The 19,947-nt window shown below is 59.0% G+C and carries 17 protein-coding genes; 9 read left to right on the top strand and 8 right to left on the bottom strand.

From position 1 onward, the window contains the following. The first annotated feature begins 22 nt into the window (after positions 1–22). From B7L71_RS03455 to B7L71_RS03425, 7 genes are read left to right on the top strand one after another with little or no spacing between them, the layout of a single operon-like run. Positions 23–1,543, top strand: a complete 1,521-nt coding sequence (locus B7L71_RS03455) for an ABC transporter substrate-binding protein (protein WP_016915286.1) — start codon at positions 23–25, stop codon at positions 1,541–1,543. A 55-nt stretch (positions 1,544–1,598) separates the two neighbouring features. Then, the gene (locus B7L71_RS03450; RefSeq protein WP_016915287.1) at positions 1,599–2,522 is read left to right on the top strand and encodes an ABC transporter permease; all 924 of its coding nucleotides are present in this window, start codon (positions 1,599–1,601) and stop codon (positions 2,520–2,522) included. A gap of 8 nt (positions 2,523–2,530) precedes the next feature. Continuing rightward, the gene (locus tag B7L71_RS03445) at positions 2,531–3,379 is read left to right on the top strand and encodes an ABC transporter permease (RefSeq protein ID WP_016915288.1); all 849 of its coding nucleotides are present in this window, start codon (positions 2,531–2,533) and stop codon (positions 3,377–3,379) included. Further along, a complete protein-coding gene (locus B7L71_RS03440; protein WP_016915289.1) occupies positions 3,376–5,142 on the top strand; it encodes a hypothetical protein in 1,767 nt (588 codons plus the stop codon). The genes B7L71_RS03445 and B7L71_RS03440 overlap by 4 nt, the downstream gene beginning before the upstream one ends. A gap of 25 nt (positions 5,143–5,167) precedes the next feature. Beyond that, complete coding sequence (locus B7L71_RS03435) at positions 5,168–5,926, top strand: 5-oxoprolinase subunit PxpA (protein WP_170919427.1); 759 nt, start codon at positions 5,168–5,170, stop codon at positions 5,924–5,926. After that, positions 5,923–6,627 carry a 5-oxoprolinase subunit PxpB gene (gene pxpB, locus B7L71_RS03430; protein WP_081136015.1) on the top strand — a complete coding sequence of 235 codons (705 nt, stop codon included), beginning with the start codon at positions 5,923–5,925 and terminating at the stop codon, positions 6,625–6,627. The genes B7L71_RS03435 and pxpB overlap by 4 nt, the downstream gene beginning before the upstream one ends. Then, positions 6,624–7,556, top strand: a complete 933-nt coding sequence (locus tag B7L71_RS03425; RefSeq protein WP_081136013.1) for a 5-oxoprolinase subunit C family protein — start codon at positions 6,624–6,626, stop codon at positions 7,554–7,556. The genes pxpB and B7L71_RS03425 overlap by 4 nt, the downstream gene beginning before the upstream one ends. An 18-nt stretch (positions 7,557–7,574) precedes the next feature. On the opposite strand, the gene B7L71_RS03420 is transcribed toward B7L71_RS03425, so the two are convergent. From B7L71_RS03420 to B7L71_RS03390, 8 genes are all read right to left on the bottom strand, one after another. Next, the gene (locus B7L71_RS03420; RefSeq protein WP_081136012.1) at positions 7,575–9,596 is read right to left on the bottom strand and encodes a PhoX family protein; all 2,022 of its coding nucleotides are present in this window, start codon (positions 9,594–9,596) and stop codon (positions 7,575–7,577) included. A gap of 169 nt (positions 9,597–9,765) precedes the next feature. Beyond that, positions 9,766–10,983 (bottom strand): type II toxin-antitoxin system HipA family toxin, encoded by a 1,218-nt coding sequence (locus B7L71_RS03415; protein ID WP_446497343.1) that lies wholly within the window; start codon positions 10,981–10,983, stop codon positions 9,766–9,768. A gap of 1 nt (position 10,984) precedes the next feature. Next, a complete protein-coding gene (locus B7L71_RS03410) occupies positions 10,985–12,130 on the bottom strand; it encodes an RNA-guided endonuclease TnpB family protein (protein WP_081136009.1) in 1,146 nt (381 codons plus the stop codon). A 101-nt stretch (positions 12,131–12,231) separates the two neighbouring features. Next, positions 12,232–12,390, bottom strand: a complete 159-nt coding sequence (locus B7L71_RS16940) for a HipA N-terminal domain-containing protein (RefSeq protein ID WP_139790029.1) — start codon at positions 12,388–12,390, stop codon at positions 12,232–12,234. Positions 12,391–12,393: 3 nt separating this feature from the next. Further along, entirely contained in the window at positions 12,394–12,642 is a 249-nt protein-coding gene (locus tag B7L71_RS03405; RefSeq protein WP_016915307.1) for a helix-turn-helix domain-containing protein, read from the bottom strand. A gap of 273 nt (positions 12,643–12,915) precedes the next feature. Continuing rightward, complete coding sequence (gene katG, locus B7L71_RS03400; RefSeq protein WP_081136007.1) at positions 12,916–15,069, bottom strand: catalase/peroxidase HPI; 2,154 nt, start codon at positions 15,067–15,069, stop codon at positions 12,916–12,918. Between the two features lie 334 nt (positions 15,070–15,403). Next, complete coding sequence (locus tag B7L71_RS03395; protein ID WP_081136006.1) at positions 15,404–16,849, bottom strand: NAD(P)(+) transhydrogenase (Re/Si-specific) subunit beta; 1,446 nt, start codon at positions 16,847–16,849, stop codon at positions 15,404–15,406. A 16-nt stretch (positions 16,850–16,865) separates the two neighbouring features. Next, positions 16,866–18,437 (bottom strand): Re/Si-specific NAD(P)(+) transhydrogenase subunit alpha, encoded by a 1,572-nt coding sequence (locus B7L71_RS03390; RefSeq protein WP_081136004.1) that lies wholly within the window; start codon positions 18,435–18,437, stop codon positions 16,866–16,868. Between the two features lie 380 nt (positions 18,438–18,817). Here B7L71_RS03390 and pqqA point away from each other — a divergent pair, with 380 nt between their 5' ends. After that, positions 18,818–18,889, top strand: a complete 72-nt coding sequence (pqqA, locus tag B7L71_RS17845) for a pyrroloquinoline quinone precursor peptide PqqA (protein ID WP_081136035.1) — start codon at positions 18,818–18,820, stop codon at positions 18,887–18,889. Between the two features lie 92 nt (positions 18,890–18,981). Continuing rightward, positions 18,982–19,905, top strand: coding sequence for a pyrroloquinoline quinone biosynthesis protein PqqB (pqqB, locus tag B7L71_RS03380; protein ID WP_081136003.1), 924 nt, complete (start codon positions 18,982–18,984; stop codon positions 19,903–19,905). Positions 19,906–19,947 lie beyond the last annotated feature (42 nt).

The raw sequence follows: 19,947 nt of genomic DNA, 5'->3' as shown, positions 1-19,947 counted from the left end.
GAAACCATAGAGAAGACGATCAATGAAAAAGACAACTCTATTTCAAGCTTGCACCCTAGCTGCTGCTCTAGCCGCCTCTGGAGCGAGTCAAGCAGGTTCACTGACCATTGCCTCTCCTCAGGATCCAGGCAGCTGGGACCCAATCGATACCTTTCTGGTCAACTGGGCATCGGTGGCCACTAATATCTTCGACGGCCTAACCTATCGTGGCCCAGATCTTGAATTGGTACCTGGCCTTGCTACCAGCTGGGAAGAGTTGGATGAGGGCAAACGCATCCGCTTTTCGCTGCGTGAAGGCGTAATATTCCATAACGGCGAGCCCTTCAATGCCGACGCGGTAAAATTCACCTTTGACCGTCTACTGGGGGAAGAAGGCGCCCGTGGTCCTCAACGCTCCAACTACACGGCGATTTCTCATGTGGAAGTTATCGACGACTACACCGTTGATTTTTTCCTTTATAACCCAGACCCGGTCTTGATGACCAAATTGGCTGGATACGGCGCAATGATCGTGCCGCCAAGCTATATCGAAGAGCATGGTGACGATTACTTCAACATCCACCCTGTAGGCACAGGCCCTTTCAAAATGGTCGATTACACGCCACGCTCCAATGTGAGGCTAGAAGCCTTCGCCGATCACTGGGGTGGCGCACCGAAGCTCGATAGCGTCACTTACCGCTTCATTTCCGAACCTTCCACGGCCGTTGCCGAACTGCAATCCGGTCGAGTGGATATCGTCTTGCCACCAACCATTCCTATCGGCATGATCGACTCGATCAACGCTCACCCCAATACACAAGTGGTAAGTGTCGCCTCACCCACCGTTGAGGCACTACGCTTCAATACCCAGTCAGGCATCACCGCCGATGAGCGAGTCCGTCAGGCGATCATCATGGCAGTCGACCGTCACGCCATTGTGGACTCCATTTTGGCTGGAGAAGGCAGTGTGATTGCCAGTTTCCAAGGCGAACAATCCTTCGGCTTCGACCCGGAACTTGAGCCCTACCCCTTTGATCCGCAGCGCGCCCAAGAACTGCTCACAGAGGCCGGTATCGAGCCAGGCACGACCCTACAAATCGACGTGCGCGGCAACGACGCTACTTTTACCGAAGTGGCCCAGGTGGTTGCTGCCTATCTGCAGGGAGTGGGCCTCAACGCCTCTATTCAACCCTACGAAACCAACGTGTTGCTCAACGACATTATTCCAGCGGGGCGCACAGGTGAGATGTTCCAGCAAAAATGGGGAGGCTGGACTTTCGATTTCGACAACACCGCGTATCTGATGTACCACTCCGGCGAGCGCTGGAACCCCTACGATAGCGATACCACGCTCGACGAAATGCTCAACTCACAGCGCAGCATCACTGACCGCACCGAGCGAGAAACCTTATTGCAGTTCGTTGCTCGCTATACCAAGGAGCGAGCGCTTGAAATGCCACTTTATAGCTTGAACGCGCTTTATGGGGTAGGCAATCGAGTTGAGAACTTCGAACCCGCCCCAGACAACCGGGTTCGACTTACCGACGTCGACGTCGCCGAATAAGCCCAATCCGCCGCCGCCTTAAAGGCGGCGGCCTTCTGTTTCGAGGGTAAACCACGTGGCCAAGTTTCTTTTCTACCGATTGCTGCAAGCGCTATTCGTGCTTGTGGCGGTAACGCTGATCGTGTCGTTTGCGATTCGCCTGACCGGCGACCCCGCCATCATGCTTGCCCAAGGGGCGGGTAGTATCACCGAGGCGGATCTGGCGCGCATTCGCGAAGCACTCGGGCTCAACCAGCCGTTTTTGTTGCAATACATGGAGTTTCTGAAAGGTCTGTTCACCGGCGACTTAGGCCGCAGCTTCATGGGCGGCACGCAGGTGAGCGAACTAATCGGTCGAGCACTCCCAGCAACCCTAGCGCTGGCGTTTGCTTCGCTATTTGTCTCTATCGCGCTATCGATTCCGCTAGGTGTTAAGGCCGCCGTCTCCCGCGGCAAATGGCCCGACCAAGTCATCCGGGTTATTTCACTAGTTGGCCTCTCCTTTCCTAACTTCTGGCTGGCCATCATGCTGGTGCTGCTGTTATCAATCACTTTCAATCTACTGCCGCCCAGCGGCATGGAGGGATGGCAGAGCTTCATTATGCCTGCCGCCACCATGGGTATCATTCTGACTGCCACCAACGTACGTCTGGTCAGAACTACCATGCTGGAAACACTGCGCTCCCAGTACATCATGGTGGCACGCGCCAAAGGGCTTTCCAATTCGGTAGTACTCTACAAGCATGCGCTGCGTAACTGCTCAATCCCGCTAATCACCTACTTCGGCTTGCAGTTTGGAGGGCTCTTGGGCGGTATCGTCGTTGTCGAGAGAGTATTCAACTGGCCAGGGCTAGGTACACTGGCCTTCGACGCCGTTGCCGCCCGTGACTATCCAGTATTGCAGGGTGTAATCACAGTTCTGTCACTTCTGATCATCTCAATCAACCTGCTGGTCGATGTCGCTTATGGCTTCGTCGACCCTCGCGTGCGCAAGAGTTAGGTGGCCTTATGTCGTTAAATTCTCTGAGACTTCAGCGTTTCAAAAACTTCGAGTTTATTACGGGCGCCCTGCTAGTAGGAAGCATCGGTTTAGCGGTCCTGCTTTCAGGCTGGCTGTTTCCAGACGGTGGCAGCGGCATCAACCTCGCCATGCGCCTCACTCCACCTCTAACTGACGGCAGCTTTCCTCTAGGTACTGACCCGTTGGGTCGCGACGTACTGGCCCGAGTCATCATCGGTGGGGAAATCTCGCTCAAGGTAGGTTTCTATTCCGCACTAGGTGCGGTAGCACTGGGTATCGTCATGGGGCTTTTGTCAGGCTACTACGGCGGATTCATCGACATGATCGTCATGCGCTTTGCCGATGTGCAGCTCGCCCTGCCGTTCATTCTGCTGGCTATTACCTTTATTGCAGTCATCGGTGGCGGGCTGACCAACATGATCATTCTGCTGATCGTTTCGCAGTGGGTACAGTACGCTCGTTTGGTGAGAGGTTCGGTGCTGTCGCTCAAGGATCGCGAGTTCATTCTATCGGCCCAAGCCATAGGCGTACGCGACTGGCGCATCCTGTTCCAGCACCTACTGCCTAATCTACTGGGCCCGGTCATCGTACTAATGACATTGAACGTAGCCAACAACATCCTATTAGAGAGCAGTCTAACCTTCCTGGGCCTTGGCGTGGATCCAGTCATACCGAGTTGGGGTGGCATGCTGGCCGAAGGCCGCACCTATTTACAGACCGCTTGGTGGGTCAGTGTCTTTCCTGGCATTGCCATTCTGCTCACCGTGCTAGGACTCAACCTTTTGGGTGACTGGCTGCGCGACACTCTAGATCCCACAGGGCGGACCTCACAATGACTGTACTTCTGGACACTACCTTCGAGCGCAGCGTCGAAGCAATCGCATCTCAGTACCGAAAGACTCTATCACCGGGCGACAAGCTCTCCGCTTGGGTATTCGACGATCGTACCGCCCGCCATCGCGCCGAGCAGATGCTCAAGGATCAAGGGATTGAGGCACGCTTCTACAGCGCTTACAAACCCTTGGTGCATTATGTGATAGAGGAGCTAGACATACTGCCTCTTCGTGCGTTGCACATCCGTTACCCGGCACCCATCGAGGCTCCTAAGCGTTTCCTGTTGGAGGCTTACCCGTTAGCAGGCCTCCTCGGCGAAAGCGTCGCACTGAGCTGGGAGGCGGTCACTTGTCAAACTCAAACTATGCTATACCACTACGAGCTGGCGCTGACATATGCAAACGGCACCCAAGAGATGGTGCGTGTGGAAGCACCCAACCGTCATCATTTAGACCACGTAGGGGCTTGGCAACTCTCGCCCTGCGGTTGGGTCTACTGGCAAAGCACTAGCGGCTATAGCGGCAGCTCTCTCTACACCTGTGACTATGTCCAGCTCTTTGAAACGGCGATAGACGCGATTACCCAAGCCGAGTGGCCCGCCGAGCAGCCATTTTTCGAAGAGCTCAATATCAGCGTTACTCTACCATGCCAGGATACGCCGCTGGCCTTCGGACTCGAGCATATGAGCCTGGCCGAGGGACTGCACGAGGAGCTCTATTTCTCGCTATTGGAGGTCTACCAAAAACTTTCTGGCCTGCCACTGGGCGACCGCTCAATCCAGCCAGGTCAGATTGTGCCGGAAATCAAGACCCGCACCGAGGCACCGCCGTCGCTTACGATCACACTTCGTCCACTAAACACTGACGATGCTGCTGCTGAAGAAATCACTATGCTCGACAGCGCCGAGCACCCATTGAGTGCTGCCAAGATACACGCCGAACTCGACACCATTGAGGGAGAGGCACTTCATGCCAAAAGCCGGAGTGGGCGTAAATTATCTGCTCGCTATCACATAGGGCAAGAGCGGGCAGTGATTATCAGCGCCGCGCAGCACGCCAACGAACCTTCTGGTATCGTAGGCGCCTTGCGCGCAGGGCAAGATCTATCGAGGCAGGCAGGTTCGCATTTCGTGCTTTCACCGCTCGAAAACCCAGATGGCTACCATCTACAGCAGCGCCTGGTTGCCGAACAGCCAAATCACATGCACCATGCTGCGCGCTACACGGCTTTCGGCAACGACCTTCAGGCCCAGCCACTGGGGGGAGAATTCGAGCTGGCCATTCGCGAGCGCGCCAAGGCGGCAAGCGGAGCGCAGTTACACATCAACCTGCATGGTTACCCCGCCCATGAGTGGACCCGCCCGCTGACCGGTTACGTACCTCGCAACTTCGAGCTGTGGTCGATACCCAAGGGGTTTTTTCTCGTCCTCCGCTATCACCAACACTGGAAGGCACAGGCTGAAGCACTGCTCGAACATGTCACGGAACATCTAGCGAACGTGCCGGGGCTGGTGGCCTACAATCGACGTCAGATCAAAGCTTTCGAAGCTCACGCTGGCCGCTTGGAATTTACCATAAGAAACGATATTCCTTATCTACTCACTCGTGACGATACCCAGCTCACTCCACTCCAATTGATTACTGAATACCCAGACGAAACGATCTACGGCGATGATTTTGTCATGGCCCACCAAGTGCAGTATGAAACCATTATGAGCGCCTACCAGAAGTATCAGTTGATAAAGTTGCCCGCAACTTCGCAATAATCAGCGCTTTTCAGGAGAGTCAACTATGAGCACAATGCTCCCCCTTCTCAACTGCGACATGGGCGAAAGTTTCGGCAACTGGTCGATTGGCCTGGATGCGGAGGTCATGCCCTACGTCGACTGCGCCAACATTGCCTGCGGCTACCACGCCTCCGACCCCCATGTGATGCGCAAGACGGTGGCGCTGGCGGTCCAGCACGGCGTGAAGATCGGTGCGCACCCGGGCTATCCGGATCTCATGGGCTTTGGCCGCCGCTCCATGGCCTGCACAGCGGATGAAGTGGAAGACATGATGCTCTACCAGATTGGCGCGCTGGCGGGTATTTGCCAGGCAGAAGGCACCGCGCTGAGCTACGTCAAACCCCACGGGGCCATGTACAACGACATGGCCGCCAACCTGGCGCTGCTGGAAGGCGCCATGCGCGCCGTGAAAGCCTTCGATGCCCGCCTGCCGCTGATGGTGATGGCCACTGCCGACCCAGCGCCGCACCGTCAGCTAGCGGAAAAAATGGGCGTCACGCTGTGGTTCGAGACCTTCGCTGACCGCGCGTATGAGGCCAACGGTCATCTGACCTCTCGTCGCCTGGCGGGGGCCGTGCACCACGACCAGACCACCATCGTCGCCCAGGCGGTTGCCTTGGCCAAAGGGGAGGCCCTCACCGCCCGAGATGGCAGCGCCTTGCAGTTGCCCTGCGACACGCTCTGCGTGCATGGCGACAACCCCGAATCCGTGGCTGCCGTGCGCGCCATTCGCGAGGCCTTTACGGCGCTGGAGTCCGCGTGAAACTCCGCCTGGAAACCGCCGCCATGGACGCCTTGACGGTGCGCCTGTTCGACGCCATCGATGAACGTAATATGGCCTGGATCATGGCCGCCGACGAGGCGCTACGCCGCGCTTTTGCTCATGCGCTGATCGACCTGATTCCCTCGTACACCACTCTGCTGGTGCACTACGATTGCCAGAAGCTCACCTTTACCCAGGCCACGACGCTGGTACGTAGCGCGCTGCACGATCTCACCCCTGCCGACACCCAGCAGGGGCAGCTGCACGAGATTCCCGTGTGGTACGACGAAAGCGTTGGCCCCGAATTGCCATCGGTAGCAACGCGCGCCGGGCTCAGCGTCGATGCCTTGATCGAGCGCCACTGCAGCCACGATTACTGCGTGTTTGCGCTGGGTTTTGCCCCTGGCTACGGCTTCATGGGCCTGGTGGACGAGGCCATTGCCACGCCACGATTGAAAACGCCCCGCCGCCGCGTCGCGGCGGGCAGCGTCGGCATTGCCGACCGACAAACGGCCATCTACCCGCTGCTTTCCCCGGGCGGCTGGAACATTCTGGGTAGAACCGCCGTGCCGCTGTTCGAGCGCGCCAAGCGCGGCGAACCGCTGCTGCGCCCCGGCGATAAAGTGCGCTTCAAAGCGATCTCGAAAGCCGAGTTCGAAGCGGCCGGCGGCGACACCACCCCGCTGGAGGAGCGCCCATGAGCCAGCCCATGTTGACCGTCAAGCAAGCCGGGCCGCTGGCGCTGATTCAGGATGCAGGCCGCTTCGGCGTTGGCCACCTGGGCGTTACCCAGGGCGGTTCCGCCGACTGGATCGCCTTCCGCTGGGCCAACTGGCTGCTGGGCAACCCGCTGGAGAGCGCCGCGCTGGAAATCGTCATGGGCGGCAACCTGACGCTGGTGGCCAATAGCGACGTGCGCCTTGCCCTGACCGGAGCCGACCTTGCCGCTACGCTGGATGGCCAGCCGCTGACGCCCAACGACAGCTTTATGATGCAAGCGGGCCAAACGCTGGTCTTTCGTCAGCCGAAAAAGGGCCTGCGCGCGTACCTCGCCTTTCCTGGCGGGCTTGATGCGCCCGAGGTGCTAGGCAGCCAAGCCTGCACGGCAAGAGAGCAAATCGGCGGCCTGCACGAAGATGGCAAACCGCTTAAAACTGGCGATCAGCTCACCTGGAAAGGCAGCAGCGCCACGCCGCGACAGTTGCCTCAAGGCACCCAACTTCCCCTGCCCGACTCAGAAGAAACCGTGCTGGACATGGTCCTGGGCTCCCAGGCCGCCCACTTTGCCGGGCGCAGCCTGTTCGATGCCTTCAACCAGCCCTGGACGGTCGACCAACGCGCCGACCGCATGGGCATTCGACTGACCGGCAAAGCGCTGAACAGCCGCCTGGGCGGCATCGTCTCGGAAGGAATACCGCTGGGGGCCGTGCAGATCCCCCCCGATGGCCAGCCGATCATCCTGATGAACGACCGCCAAACCATTGGGGGCTACCCGCGTTTGGGCGCCCTCACGCCCATGGCCTGCGCCCGGCTGGCACAGTGCCTGCCGGGTACAGAAGTGCGTTTGCAGCCGATCAGCGCAACCCAGGCGCAGGCGGCGTATCGCCGCCTGCTGGATACCTGGTTGTGAGGGCGTTGAGAGCACTACTCACGCGCCGATAATGCCGCCATCTTCACGGGTAATGACCAGCGTGGCAGAACGCGGGATGGCGCTGCCGCCCTCCGGCCAGTGGCTGGTGAAGCGGCCTTCGGCAAAGGCGTCTTCGGTGGTGGTAGCGCCAGGGTGCTGGACGTTGACGAACATGGTGCGCTGGTCTGGAGTGGTCACCACGCCGGTGATTTCCTGACCCACAGGCCCGGTCAGGAAGCGCTTGATCTCGCCGGTTTCCGGGTTGGCGACCAGCATCTGGTTGTTGCCGAAGACTTCGTAGATACCGGTGTTCATTTCAGATTCGCTGATGTCGGTCTGTATCCATACCCGACGGTCGGCATCGATCCACAGGCCGTCGGGGCTGGCAAAGATGTTGTCTTCTACCAGCGCATTGCCCGCCAGGTCGCGGCTATCGTCCTGGTCGCCTGCCAGCACGAACAGGTCCCAGGCAAAGCGCTCGCCCGCGTGAGTGCCCTCTTCCTGCCAGCGGATGATATGGCCAAAGCTGTTGTTGGCGCGCGGGTTGGCGGGGTGCTCGTCGCCCTCTGCGCGGCGCGTATTGTTGGTCAGCGTGAAATAGACGTCGCCGGTTTGCGGGTCGACGGCCCCCCACTCCGGGCGATCCATCCTGGTGGCGCCCACATGGTCGGCGGCACTGCGCGTATTGACCAGGATATCCGCCAGGTCCGCAAAGCCATTCTCGGGCGTCAGGCCGTTCTGGCCGGGGGCCAGCGCCAACCACTCGCCGCTGCCATCATCGTTGAACCTGGCCACATAAAGCGTGCCTTCATCCAACAGGCTGCCGTCCGCCGTCGCGGCGTCGAAGGGGCGCCGTGAAACGAACTTGTAGATGTACTCGAAACGGGAGTCGTCCCCGGAGTACGCCACCACGGGCTGCCCTTCCACCGCAGGGGCAAAGATGACGCCTTCATGGGCAAAGCGCCCCAGGTGGGTACGCTTGACCGGCACGGAATCGGGGTTCATCGGGTCGATTTCGACCATCCAGCCAAACGCATGGGGTTCGTTACGGAAGTCGTCTGCCGGGCTGGCTCCTCGGCTACTGGCATCGAAGCGGCTGAACTGATCGCTCTGCTGATCGGCACGGTGCCACTGATAACGACCGGTGTCGCGGGTTTCGATCCCGTAGCGCGCTTGGCGCCGATCGATGTCGGTATCCGTGTTGGCAAAATAGCCCGCCCAGTTCTCTTCGGCTGCCAGGTAGGTGTTCCAGGGCGTGACCCCGTGGGCACAGTTGTTCAAGGTGCCACGCGTCATCAGGCCTTCCGGGCTGTACTGGGTAATCAGGTGCTCCGTGCCCGCCACCGGGCCCGAGAGCTGCATGGGCGTTTGGGCAGTAATGCGGCGGTTCAGGGCATCCTGCACCACTTCCCACTCGCCTTGCTCATTGGCACGAACGCGCACGACACTCACGCCGTGGGCATTCATCTCCTTGATCACCTGATCGGCATCGCGGCTGCCATCGTCATGCTGAGGAAAGCCATTGCGGTCCAGCGCCAGGCCACTGGCCGCTGCGTGCAAGAAGCGTGGTTCCACGTATTCATGGTTGAGCACCAACAGGCCGTCGGTGGAGCTGCCGTTCAGCGCAAAGAAGTGCATGCCGTCGTGATGGCTGCCCACCTGATGCGCCTGCTGCTCCCCGGAAGCTTCCAGGCTGAACGCGGGCATATCGCCCGTGATGGGCGTTCCCCAGGGGATGAAGCTTTGCACGCGATAGCCCTCAGGCACCACGACGTTATCAGCAGCGCTGATACCTACCGGGTTGAATCCCATGGTGGGTGAACCCGCGCCCGCATTGGCGGCCAGCGCTTGCGTCAACGGCAGCCTGGTCGCCATCAGGCCCGCGATCACCGTTGCCAGCCCCCCTTTGAGGACGCCTCGGCGGCTCAAGCGCCGCTCCAGAATATCGCCAAAATAGGCATTGCTGGAACGGTTGCTGAGCGGCTCATCCCCCTGAGCCATTACGCTATCGACACTGCCTGCCACGGTTTTCTTCGTCATGATACATCTCCCTGATGAGCGGCCCACTGCTGGCTTAACCATTTGCTGGCTTATATGAGAAACAGCCAATATGGCTTGCTCAGCAGCATCGGCGCGCAACATGTCATACTCGTGACAGTTGAGTGAAGGTTTGACGAAGCCTGAATAGCACCTGAACAGGGAGCAGGTGTCATTGGTCTATATCCTTTTCCAGTCTCTTGAGCTGTCGACCCAGTCCTTCCATGATGGAGGCACTCACGGTGTCAGGAAAATCATCCGGCAGCAGCGCCGCTACCCGGCTCATGGCTGCGTCAGCCTGTGCGAGTATGCTCTGTATGATTTCCAGCGTCCGCCGCCGAGAAAACCCCACCTGCTGGGCCGTACTGAGAAAGTGGCGTGGCAAGAAACGCGACCAGTGATAGTGGCGGTTCTTTCCTTTCAGCGACATCGCCATCCTGGCCTTTGCTTCGGGCAGGCTTCCTTTTGCCATGAGGGGATAGGCGGAAATAACGTCATAGAGCGGCGTCATTCGGTAAGCAGTTTGTGGCTCGATGAACACACTGAAATTCTTGGCATGCCCATCGATGGCGGCCAACAGCCAGAACATGATCTGAGCCTTGAAGAAGTTCTCCCGGTCGCTCGTGGCTTGCTGGGAGCCCATCAGCAATTCCATGCCTGCCCGGATACCTGGCCCACCGTCGTTCTCATACTTCAGTGCCGGTGCAATGCCCAGTGCCTGGCAAAAGTCTTCCTGCGGGAGACGCATCAACCAGCTGCCGTCGCTCGACCAGCGTCGGTCGAATCGCGCTACCACCAGCACGGTATGCTGTTCGAAGCGCGCCAGCTCGGCGTTAGCAACCGGCACTCCAAAGGCCTCGAGAATCTTCAGGCATAGCCATTCGTTCTCGTTGCTATCGCGAAGGTCGATATTGCTGTGACTGAGAAACCCAATGGGCAGCTTGAAGATGTGGCTGGTGGGCGTGGCAAATGATGGCCGATGCCAGCGTTCCTGGTGCCAAAGCAGAGCCATTTTTTCCTGCGCCCCGGCGAGCGAGATTCTGAAGTCTCCATCACGATGCATGCCAAGCGGCAACTCTTGGTAGCCGCTGAGCAATGTCGCGATATCCGTCTCATCCAGCGGCTCTGCTGTGATCTGTCGAACATTGGGTATGGTGTCTGTCTCGGGATACAGCTGAATAGCGCCGATACAATCACGACCTACGGCGGCGAGAAGGTCAAAGGGGTGTCCGGTCGCCAGCTGAAATTTTGCCTGCATTCTGGCGCGAATCGCCTCGGAGTCGGGCAGCAGGTTATCGAAGAAGTTGTAAACCACCGCGCCACGATAGCTTGCCGAAGATAACGGCATGGATATTGACTGCTCCTCGCCCTGAAGGACGAGGATTCCCAATTCAACGAGAATCGGACACGGAGACTGGCTCCATGCCGCTTACATTCTCTCCAAGGGCTAACACCGCCAGCCCGGCGGCTTTAATGTTAAGCGCGGCATTGATGTCGCGGTCGTTATCGGCGGCGCACTCGGGGCACGTCCAGGTCCGAACCTGCAACGGCATCTCGGGCATCACATGCCCGCAGCCAGAACAGCGTTTGCTGGAGGGATACCACTGGTCGATGGCCGACAGTTGCCGGCCCGCCCAGTCGGCCTTATACGCCAGCTGCCGGACGAATTCGCCCCAGCCCGCATCGCTGATCGACTTGGCCAGCGAGCGATTGCGCAGCATGTTCTTCACCTTGAGGGACTCGACGCAGATCACTTGGTTCTCGTTGACGATCTGGCGGGATAACTTGTGCAAGTTGTCCATCCGGCAATCGGAGATCCTGGCGTGAAGGCGGGCGACTTTCTGCCTGGCCTTGGCACGGTTCTTCGAGCCGCGCTGCTTCTTACTCAGCCGACGCTGTGCCCTGGCCAGCCGGGTCGCGTATTTCGCCGTATGGCGGGGATTGCCGATTCGATGCCCGTCGCTGGTGACGAACAGGTCTTTCAGGCCGAGGTCGATGCCCACCATTTTCGGGGTCACGGGCAGCGTCTCGGGCGAGAACTCGCAGAGGCAGCTGACGAAGTAGCGCCCTGCGGCGTCCTTGGACACGGTGACGGTGGTCGGTTCGCTGGGCAGTTCACGGCTCCAACGGATCGCCAGCGGTTCCTTGCACTTGGCAAGAAACAACTTGCCGTCGCGGTACTTGAAGGCCGAGCGAGTGAACTCCGCCGACTGGCGGTGCCGCTTGCTCTTAAAGCTCGGGTACCTGGCCCGGCCCTCGAAAAAGTTCTTGAAGGCCGTCTGCTGGTGGCGAAGGCACTGTTGAAGTGGGACCGAGCTGACCTCGTTGAGAAACGCGGTATCGTCAGCCTTCTTCATGCGCGACAACTCGGCGTTCGCCGCTACGTAGCCGACCTTTTCCTTGCGCTCGTAGAACGCATCGGTGCGATAGCGAAGCACTGCGTTGTAGACGAAGCGCACACACCCAAACGTCCGAGCCAGGAGCTGTTCCTGCTCAGGCGTCGGGTAGAAGCGGTATTTGTAGGCGCGTTTCGTCATGCCTCACAAAATATGCCATTAGCTGTAAGATGGCAACCACCAGAGAGGGAGGCAGCGAGAACAGGGTCGTCCTGACGGACGACGCGCTATCCCTCCCCGCACTAGAAGTGCGGGGTTTCTCGCGCAAAGACTGATGAAATAGCGCGTGCGCCGGGGTGGTCTAGCCATTCAGGCAGATAGCGGAAAGCCATGGCGCCGGAACGGCCGAGGCTGAGTCGGCCTACCTCGATACCGTTGAGTGCTACCGTCAGGTTAGCCACTGGTTACCACTCCTCATCCCACACCTGTTCACTTTGCTTACTCTCTCTCTTTGCCACATGTAACTCTAGTCCGAGGGCAGCCATCAGTTTGAAGAGCGTTTCAACGCGGCTTTTTTCCGGATGATTCTCGAAAGCGGAGACGGTGGCTTGTTTGATACCGACCTGTTCGGCGGCATCTTTCTGGCTCATGCCATTATGGGAGCGGGCTTCTTTCAAGGCCTTGGCCAGCATATCGGGTGAGGTAATTTTCATGGCTATGTCTCAGAACGATGTCTCAGAACGATGTCTCAGAACGATTCCTCAGGACGGCCCCTTGGATCTATCCCTTTTAGCGGATAAGACGCATTTTATCCTCTGCAAAGGATTTTTCGCAATTATCCGCTGTAGAGGATTTCTTGATATGTCTGTTGGCCGTAGCATGTTCAGAGCACCTCAGAAAGGACTTTGGCACGTAAAGACTCGAGGGCTGCAGATACAAAAACCCCGCATCTTGAGATGCGGGGTTTTTGCTGGCACTAACAGTGATTACGCGACGTCAAAGCGATCCGCATTCATCACCTTCGTCCAGGCGGCCACGAAATCCTTGACGAATTTCTCGGCGTTATCGTCCTGGGCATACACTTCGGCGTAGGAGCGCAGCAGCGAGTTGGAGCCAAACACCAGGTCCACCCGAGAAGCAGTCCATTTCACGGCACCGGTCTTGCGGTCGCGAATTTCGTAGGTGTTGCTGCCCACCGGCTTCCAGGTGTTGGCCATATCGGTCAGGTTGACGAAGAAGTCGTTGGTCAACTGGCCTTCACGGTCCGTGAAGACGCCATGCTTGGTGCCACCGTAGTTGGTGCCCAGCACACGCATGCCACCCAGCAGCACGGTCATTTCCGGGCCTGTCAGGCCCATCAGCTGCGCACGGTCGAGCAACATCTCTTCCGGCTTCACGATGTACTCTTTCTTCTGCCAGTTGCGGAAGCCATCGGCCAGCGGCTCCAGCGGTGCGAAAGAGTCCGCATCGGTCAGCTCGTCAGTGGTGTCGCCACGGCCTTTCAGGAAGGGCACACGGATATCGTAGCCCGCCGCCTTGGCAGCTTGCTCGATACCGACGCTACCCGCCAGCACGATGATATCCGCCACGCTGGCACCGGTGTCGGCTGAAATCTGCTCGTAAACGCTGAGCACTTTGGCCAAACGCTCGGGCTCGTTACCCTGCCAATCCTTTTGCGGTGCCAGACGAATACGCGCGCCGTTGGCGCCACCGCGCATGTCGGAACCACGGTAAGTACGGGCACTGTCCCAGGCCGTCGCAACCATCTCGCCGATGGACAAGCCGCTGGCCGCAATCTTCTGCTTGACGACTTCTTCACAGTAGTCGGTGCTGCCTGCGGGCACCGGGTCTTGCCAGATCAGGTCTTCCGCCGGTACTTCCGGGCCGATGTAGCGCGCTTTCGGACCCAGGTCGCGGTGGGTCAGCTTGAACCAGGCCTTCGCGAAGGTCTGCTTGAAGTACTCCGGGTCCGCCATGAATTTTTCACAGATGGCACGATACGTCGGATCCACCTTCATCGCCATGTCCGCATCGGTCATGATCGGGTTATGGCGAATGGAAGGGTCGGTGGCATCGACCGGCTTGTCTTCTTCTTTGATATCGATCGGCTCCCACTGGTGGGCTCCGGCGGGGCTTTTTCTCAGCTCCCACTCGTAGCCAAACAGCAAGTCGAAGTAGCCCATGTCGAACTTGGTGGGGTTGGTCGTCCACGCCCCTTCGATGCCCGACGTGACCGCCTTGCTGGCTTTACCGTCCATGTGCGGGTTATTCCAGCCAAAGCCCTGGTTTTCGACGTCGGACGCTTCGGGCTCGGCACTCAGCGCACCGGCATCGCCATTACCGTGGGCCTTGCCCACCGTATGGCCACCCGCCGTCAGCGCGGCCGTTTCTTCGTCGTTCATCGCCATGCGAGCAAAGGTTTCGCGCACTTGCTGAGCGGTTTTCAGCGGGTCGGGCTGGCCATTCACGCCTTCCGGGTTCACATAGATAAGCCCCATCTGAACGGCCGCCAGCGGGTTTTCCATGGTTTCGGGCTTTTCGACATCGCCGTAGCGCTCGTCGGAGGGCGCCAGCCACTCTTTTTCGTCGCCCCAATAGATATCTTTTTCCGGCTCCCAGATATCCGCACGGCCAAACGAGAAGCCGTAGGAGGGCAGCCCCATGGACTCATAGGCCACGGTACCTGCCAGGATCATCAGGTCGGCCCAGCTGATCTTGTTGCCGTACTTTTTCTTGATCGGCCACAGCAGACGACGCGCCTTGTCCAGGCTGACGTTGTCCGGCCAGGAGTTGAGCGGCGCAAAACGCTGGCTGCCAGTGCCACCGCCCCCACGGCCATCGGCGATGCGGTAGGTGCCTGCAGAGTGCCACGCCATGCGAATCATCAAGCCGCCGTAGTGTCCCCAATCAGCGGGCCACCACTCCTGGCTATCGGTCATCAGCGCATGAACGTCTTTTTTCAGTGCGTCGAAGTCGAGCTTGCGCACTTCTTCACGGTAGTTGAAGTCTGCGTCCATCGGGTTCGATTTACGGTCTTGCTGATGCAAGATATCCAGATTCAGACCTTCCGGCCACCAATCCTTATTGGAAGTACCAGTCGATGTGTTGCCGCCATGCATGACAGGACATTTACCGCTCATAGCTCTCTCCCTTATTGCTCTATGCCTTGGAATGACCAAGGGAACAAGTACAGTGCATCTGCGCTGAAGGCGATGATTGCTGACGCCTCGGATGCATTATTGATGTGTCACAGTTTTATAGCACCTTGCTAATAGCCACAATTTGCATTTTACGACCAGATCAATAGCTCTCGACTATTGTGAATCATTTCAAGCGTGCCAATGCCTAGCATCGGACGCGCTCCATCATCTCTTTCCAAGATAGCCACTATCAAGTGCATGTCACGATCTTCATCAACACCCGCCAACGAATCGGGGAGCCCATGGGCTCCCCGAGTTGATCTTTGGGCGTCACTCATCCTTCGACCAGCGGTAGCAGGGCATTCACGCTATCCCGTGCATCGCCGTAGAACATTCGCGTGTTCTCCTTGAAGAACAGCGGGTTCTCGATGCCCGAGTAGCCGGTGCCCTGGCCACGCTTGCTGACGAACACCTGCTTGGCTTCCCACACCTTGAGTACCGGCATGCCCGCGATGGGGCTGTTGGGGTCCTCTTCGGCGGCAGGGTTCACGATGTCGTTGGAGCCGATGACGATAACCACGTCGGTGGTGGCGAAGTCGTCGTTGATTTCGTCCATTTCCAGCACGATATCGTAAGGCACCTTGGCTTCCGCCAACAGCACGTTCATGTGCCCCGGCAAACGTCCAGCCACCGGATGAATCGCAAAGCGCACGGTTTTACCCGCAGCGCGCAGCTTGCGTACCAGGTCGCTGACCGCCGCCTGCGCCTGCGCCACGGCCATACCGTACCCGGGCACGATGATGACACTGTCGGCGTCGTTCAAGGCCGAGGCAACGCCGCTGGCATCGATGGCCACCTGCTCGCCTTCGATCTCGGCGGCAGGCCCCTGAGTGCCCCCAAAGCCCCCCAGAATCACGCTGATGAAGTTGCGGTTCATCGCCTTGCACATAATGTAGGAGAGAATAGCACCGGAGGAGCCCACCAGGGCCCCGGTCACGATCAACAGGTCATTGGAGAGGGTGAAGCCCACCGCTGCCGCCGCCCAGCCGGAATAGCTGTTGAGCATCGACACCACCACGGGCATGTCCGCCCCGCCGATGCCCATGATCAGGTGGTAGCCAATGAAGAACGCCAGTGCCGCCAGCAGGAACAGTGTCCAGAAGCCCGCGCCATTGAGGTACAAGATCGCCAGCAAGAGCGACAGCGCCGCCGCCCCGGCATTGAGCTGATGCCCACCGGGCAGCTGGCGAGGTTTGCCATCCACCTTGCCAGCCAGTTTGCCAAAGGCCACCACGGAGCCGGTAAAGGTCACCGCGCCGATGAAGATGGCGAACACGACCTCGATCTGCAGAAAGGTCAGCTCGTCCGGGGCCTTGGTGGCCACCAGTGCAGCAAACGCAGAAAACTCCTGCATCACGCCATCGGCAGCCCGCGCGGCCATCACCCGGCGACGCTCCAGGTCGGCACTCCAGGCCACGAACACCGCTGCCAACCCGACAAAGCTGTGCAGCGCCGCGACCAGTTGAGGCATTTCGGTCATCTCGACCTTGCCCGCCACGTAAATCCCTATCCCGGCGCCGATCACCATCATCGGGATCAGCCACCCGTAGCCGCCAATACCGGGGCCGAAGGCGGTGAACAGCACCGCCACCGCCATCCCGACGATGCCGTACCACACGGCACGTTTGGCCTTTTCCTGGTTGCTCAGCCCACCCAGCGAAAGAATGAACAGCACGCTGGCCGCAATGGCCGCGGCAGATACGAACCCTTGTCCTAGCATATCGTTTCTCCGCCGCTCAGGATTTCTGGAACATGGCCAGCATCCGGCGTGTCACCTGGAAGCCACCCACGATATTGATAGACGCGATCAGTACCGAAATCGCCGCCAGCACGCTCACCACTCCGCTCCCCGACCCCATCTGCAGGATGGCCCCCAGGATGATGATCCCGGAAATGGCATTGGTCACCGCCATGAGCGGCGTATGCAGCGAGTGGCTCACGTTCCAGATCACCTGGAAGCCAATGAAGCAGGCCAGCACGAAGACGATGAAATGCTGCATGAACGAGGCTGGCGCGACTTGCCCCAGCAGCAGCATCACGGCACCGCCTGCCGCCAACAGGCCGACCTGGCGTTTGGTCTGTGCCTTGAAGGCCGCCTGTTCGGTGGCCTTCTTCTCTTCCGGCGAGGGCTGCTTCTCTTTCTGCTTTGGCTTGGCCGCGCCAATGGCCTTGACCTTGGGCGGGGGTGGTGGAAAGGTGATTTCCCCCTGGTGGGTCACCGTGGCCCCACGAATCACGTCGTCATCCATATTGTGGTGGAGCACGCCATCCTTCTCCGGCGTCAAGTCACTGAGCATATGGCGAATGTTGGTGGCATACAGCAACGACGCCTGGGTGGCCATGCGTGAGGGGAAGTCGGTATAGCCAATCACCACCACGCCGTTATCGCTCACCACGCGCGCATCGGGCTGGGTGAGGTCGCAGTTGCCGCCCTTTTCGGCGGCCAGATCGACGATCACCGAGCCGGGCTTCATGGCCGCCACCATGTCGTCCAACCACAGTTTGGGCGCGGGTTTGCCAGGAATCAGTGCCGTGGTGATGACGATGTCCACCTCGGGCGCCTGCGCGCGGAAACATGCCAGCTGCTTTTCCCGAAACTCAGGGCTGGAGGGCGAGGCATAGCCACCGCTTTCCGCGCCGTCCTGGGCGTCTTCGAAATCGAGGAACAGAAACTCGGCGCCCATGGACTCAATCTGCTCGGAAACTTCCGGGCGTACATCGAAGGCGCGCACCACAGCCCCCAGGCTGGTAGCGGTACCGATTGCCGCCAACCCCGCCACGCCCGCCCCGATCACCAGCACCTTGGCAGGGGGCACCTTGCCCGCAGCGGTCACCTGGCCAGTAAAGAAGCGGCCAAAATTGTTGCCCGCCTCGATCACCGCCCGATAGCCCGCAATGTTGGCCATGGAAGAGAGCGCATCCATCTTCTGGGCCCGAGAAATACGCGGCACCATGTCCATGGCAATCACGGTGGCGCCCTGAGCTTTGCAGGTTTCCAGCAGCGCCGCGTGTTGGGCTGGCCAGAAGAACGCGATCAGCGTTTGGCCTTCGCGCAGCCACTGCGCCTCTTGCTCGGAGGGCTCACGTACCTTGACGACCACGTCGGCTTCTTGCCATAGCGCCTCGGCGCGTTCGACCACGGTGACGCCAGCCGCCCGGTACGCCTCATCACTGAACCCGGCCCCTGCCCCCGCACCCGCTTCTACCAGGCACTCATGGCCCAGCTTGTGGAGCTGCTGTGCGCTGTCCGGCGTCAGCGCGACCCGCGCCTCGCCTTTAGCACTCTCTTTTGGTGCGCCTATTTTCACACGCGTTCTCCCTGGTTAGCCCATTTCCAGCGCCAGTACCAAAACGCTTACGTTTTCACCCCTGGCCATTGAGCGCTGAACCTTACTGCTAGCGCAAGTGATTACGCCAGATAGCAGTCTAGGATCTAACGCGGCGACCGCCAGTTACTATTCAACCTTGGATTCAACTGCGTTGTTTAACTACAACATGCACTTGAATTGGCATCAATCCCCACCAAAAGGGCGAGAAAACTACTCCCAAAGTACCGCAGGCAGTTTGCCCTACCAGTGATTAACTGAAGAAGTGGGTAGGGCAAACACGATGAACTGCCACCAACTCCCATATCAACACTCGCATGAACACTCACAACAACATGATTAACAACGCAGGAGAGTCTCTTATGTGGACCAAACCGACCTATCACGATATGCGCCTTGGTTTTGAAGTAACGCTGTATATCTCTACCCGCTAATCTCTAGCAACCGAGCCGCGGCCCCTGTCTTTAGCAACTCATTCTTACCGGGCAGGGGCTTTCACCGCAGCACCAACGTAGGAGGCCAGCCTATGCAGGTTTTAGTTCTTGGGGCTGCCGCAGGCGGCGGCTTTCCCCAGTGGAATTGCAACTGTCCGAACTGCTATCACGCTCGCCAGGGCAGTGCCGACCATCAGCCGCGCACCCAGTCATCGATCGCGTTAAGCGTGGATGGCAAACAGTGGTTGCTATGCAATGCATCCCCTGACATTCGCGCCCAGCTCAATGCTAATCCGGAATTATGGCCAAGCGAGCTGCGTGGCAGCGGTATTCGCGGCGTGCTGCTGGTGGATGCCCAGATCGACCACGTCACCGGGCTACTTTCACTAAGAGAGGGCTGCCCGCTGGAGGTATGGTGCACGCCCAATGTGCATCGCGATTTATCTACCGGCTTTCCGCTCTTCCCGATGCTGGAGCACTGGGGCGGACTGCAGTGGCAGCCGATTGGGTTGGAAAATCAGCAGGAAGTTACCGAATTTTCGATTCCCTTTCTGCCCGATATCGCACTCACCGCCTTTGCACTACACAGCAATGCCCCGCCCTACTCACCACGGCGCGGCGCACCCTCCTGTGGCGATAATTTAGGGCTGTATATAGTCGACCGCCGCAGCGGCAAGTCGCTTTGCTATGCCCCTGGGCTTGGCAACCCAACACCGCTGGCGATGCGTTTCTTAAACGCTGCTGATGTGGTGATGGTCGATGGCACCCTGTGGGAAGACAATGAAATGCAGACACTCGGCGTTGGCACCTCTACAGGCCAACAAATGGGTCATCTCGCGCTCAATGGCAACGGCGGCATGTGTGAACTGTTGAGTGAACTACCCAGCAGCACGCGGCGCATTTTGATTCATATCAACAACACTAATCCGATATTGGACAGCGCAAGCGATGCAGCGAAAACGGTGCAGGCCGCAGGCGTCGAAACCGCTTACGACGGTATGAAACTTACCCTATAGCCGACCTGTTTCTTTATAGAGCACTGACATCAGCAGCACTAA

The sequence above is a fragment of the Halomonas sp. BC2 genome (assembly GCF_002078115.1).
Lineage (GTDB): Bacteria > Pseudomonadota > Gammaproteobacteria > Pseudomonadales > Halomonadaceae > Vreelandella > Vreelandella stevensii.
Note: the sequence above shows the minus strand (reverse complement) of the source record. Positions and strands in the feature narration are given on the sequence as shown.

Coding starts and splice junctions, on each gene's coding strand:
- B7L71_RS03455 (WP_016915286.1), top strand. CDS start 23: ATGAAAAAGACAACTCTATTTCAAGCTTGCACCCTAGCTGCTGCTCTA.
- B7L71_RS03445 (WP_016915288.1), top strand. CDS start 2,531: ATGTCGTTAAATTCTCTGAGACTTCAGCGTTTCAAAAACTTCGAGTTT.
- B7L71_RS03440 (WP_016915289.1), top strand. CDS start 3,376: ATGACTGTACTTCTGGACACTACCTTCGAGCGCAGCGTCGAAGCAATC.
- B7L71_RS03435 (WP_170919427.1), top strand. CDS start 5,168: ATGAGCACAATGCTCCCCCTTCTCAACTGCGACATGGGCGAAAGTTTC.
- B7L71_RS03425 (WP_081136013.1), top strand. CDS start 6,624: ATGAGCCAGCCCATGTTGACCGTCAAGCAAGCCGGGCCGCTGGCGCTG.
- B7L71_RS03420 (WP_081136012.1), bottom strand. CDS start 9,596: ATGACGAAGAAAACCGTGGCAGGCAGTGTCGATAGCGTAATGGCTCAG.
- B7L71_RS03410 (WP_081136009.1), bottom strand. CDS start 12,130: ATGACGAAACGCGCCTACAAATACCGCTTCTACCCGACGCCTGAGCAG.
- B7L71_RS03405 (WP_016915307.1), bottom strand. CDS start 12,642: ATGAAAATTACCTCACCCGATATGCTGGCCAAGGCCTTGAAAGAAGCC.
- katG (WP_081136007.1), bottom strand. CDS start 15,069: ATGAGCGGTAAATGTCCTGTCATGCATGGCGGCAACACATCGACTGGT.
- B7L71_RS03395 (WP_081136006.1), bottom strand. CDS start 16,849: ATGCTAGGACAAGGGTTCGTATCTGCCGCGGCCATTGCGGCCAGCGTG.
- pqqB (WP_081136003.1), top strand. CDS start 18,982: ATGCAGGTTTTAGTTCTTGGGGCTGCCGCAGGCGGCGGCTTTCCCCAG.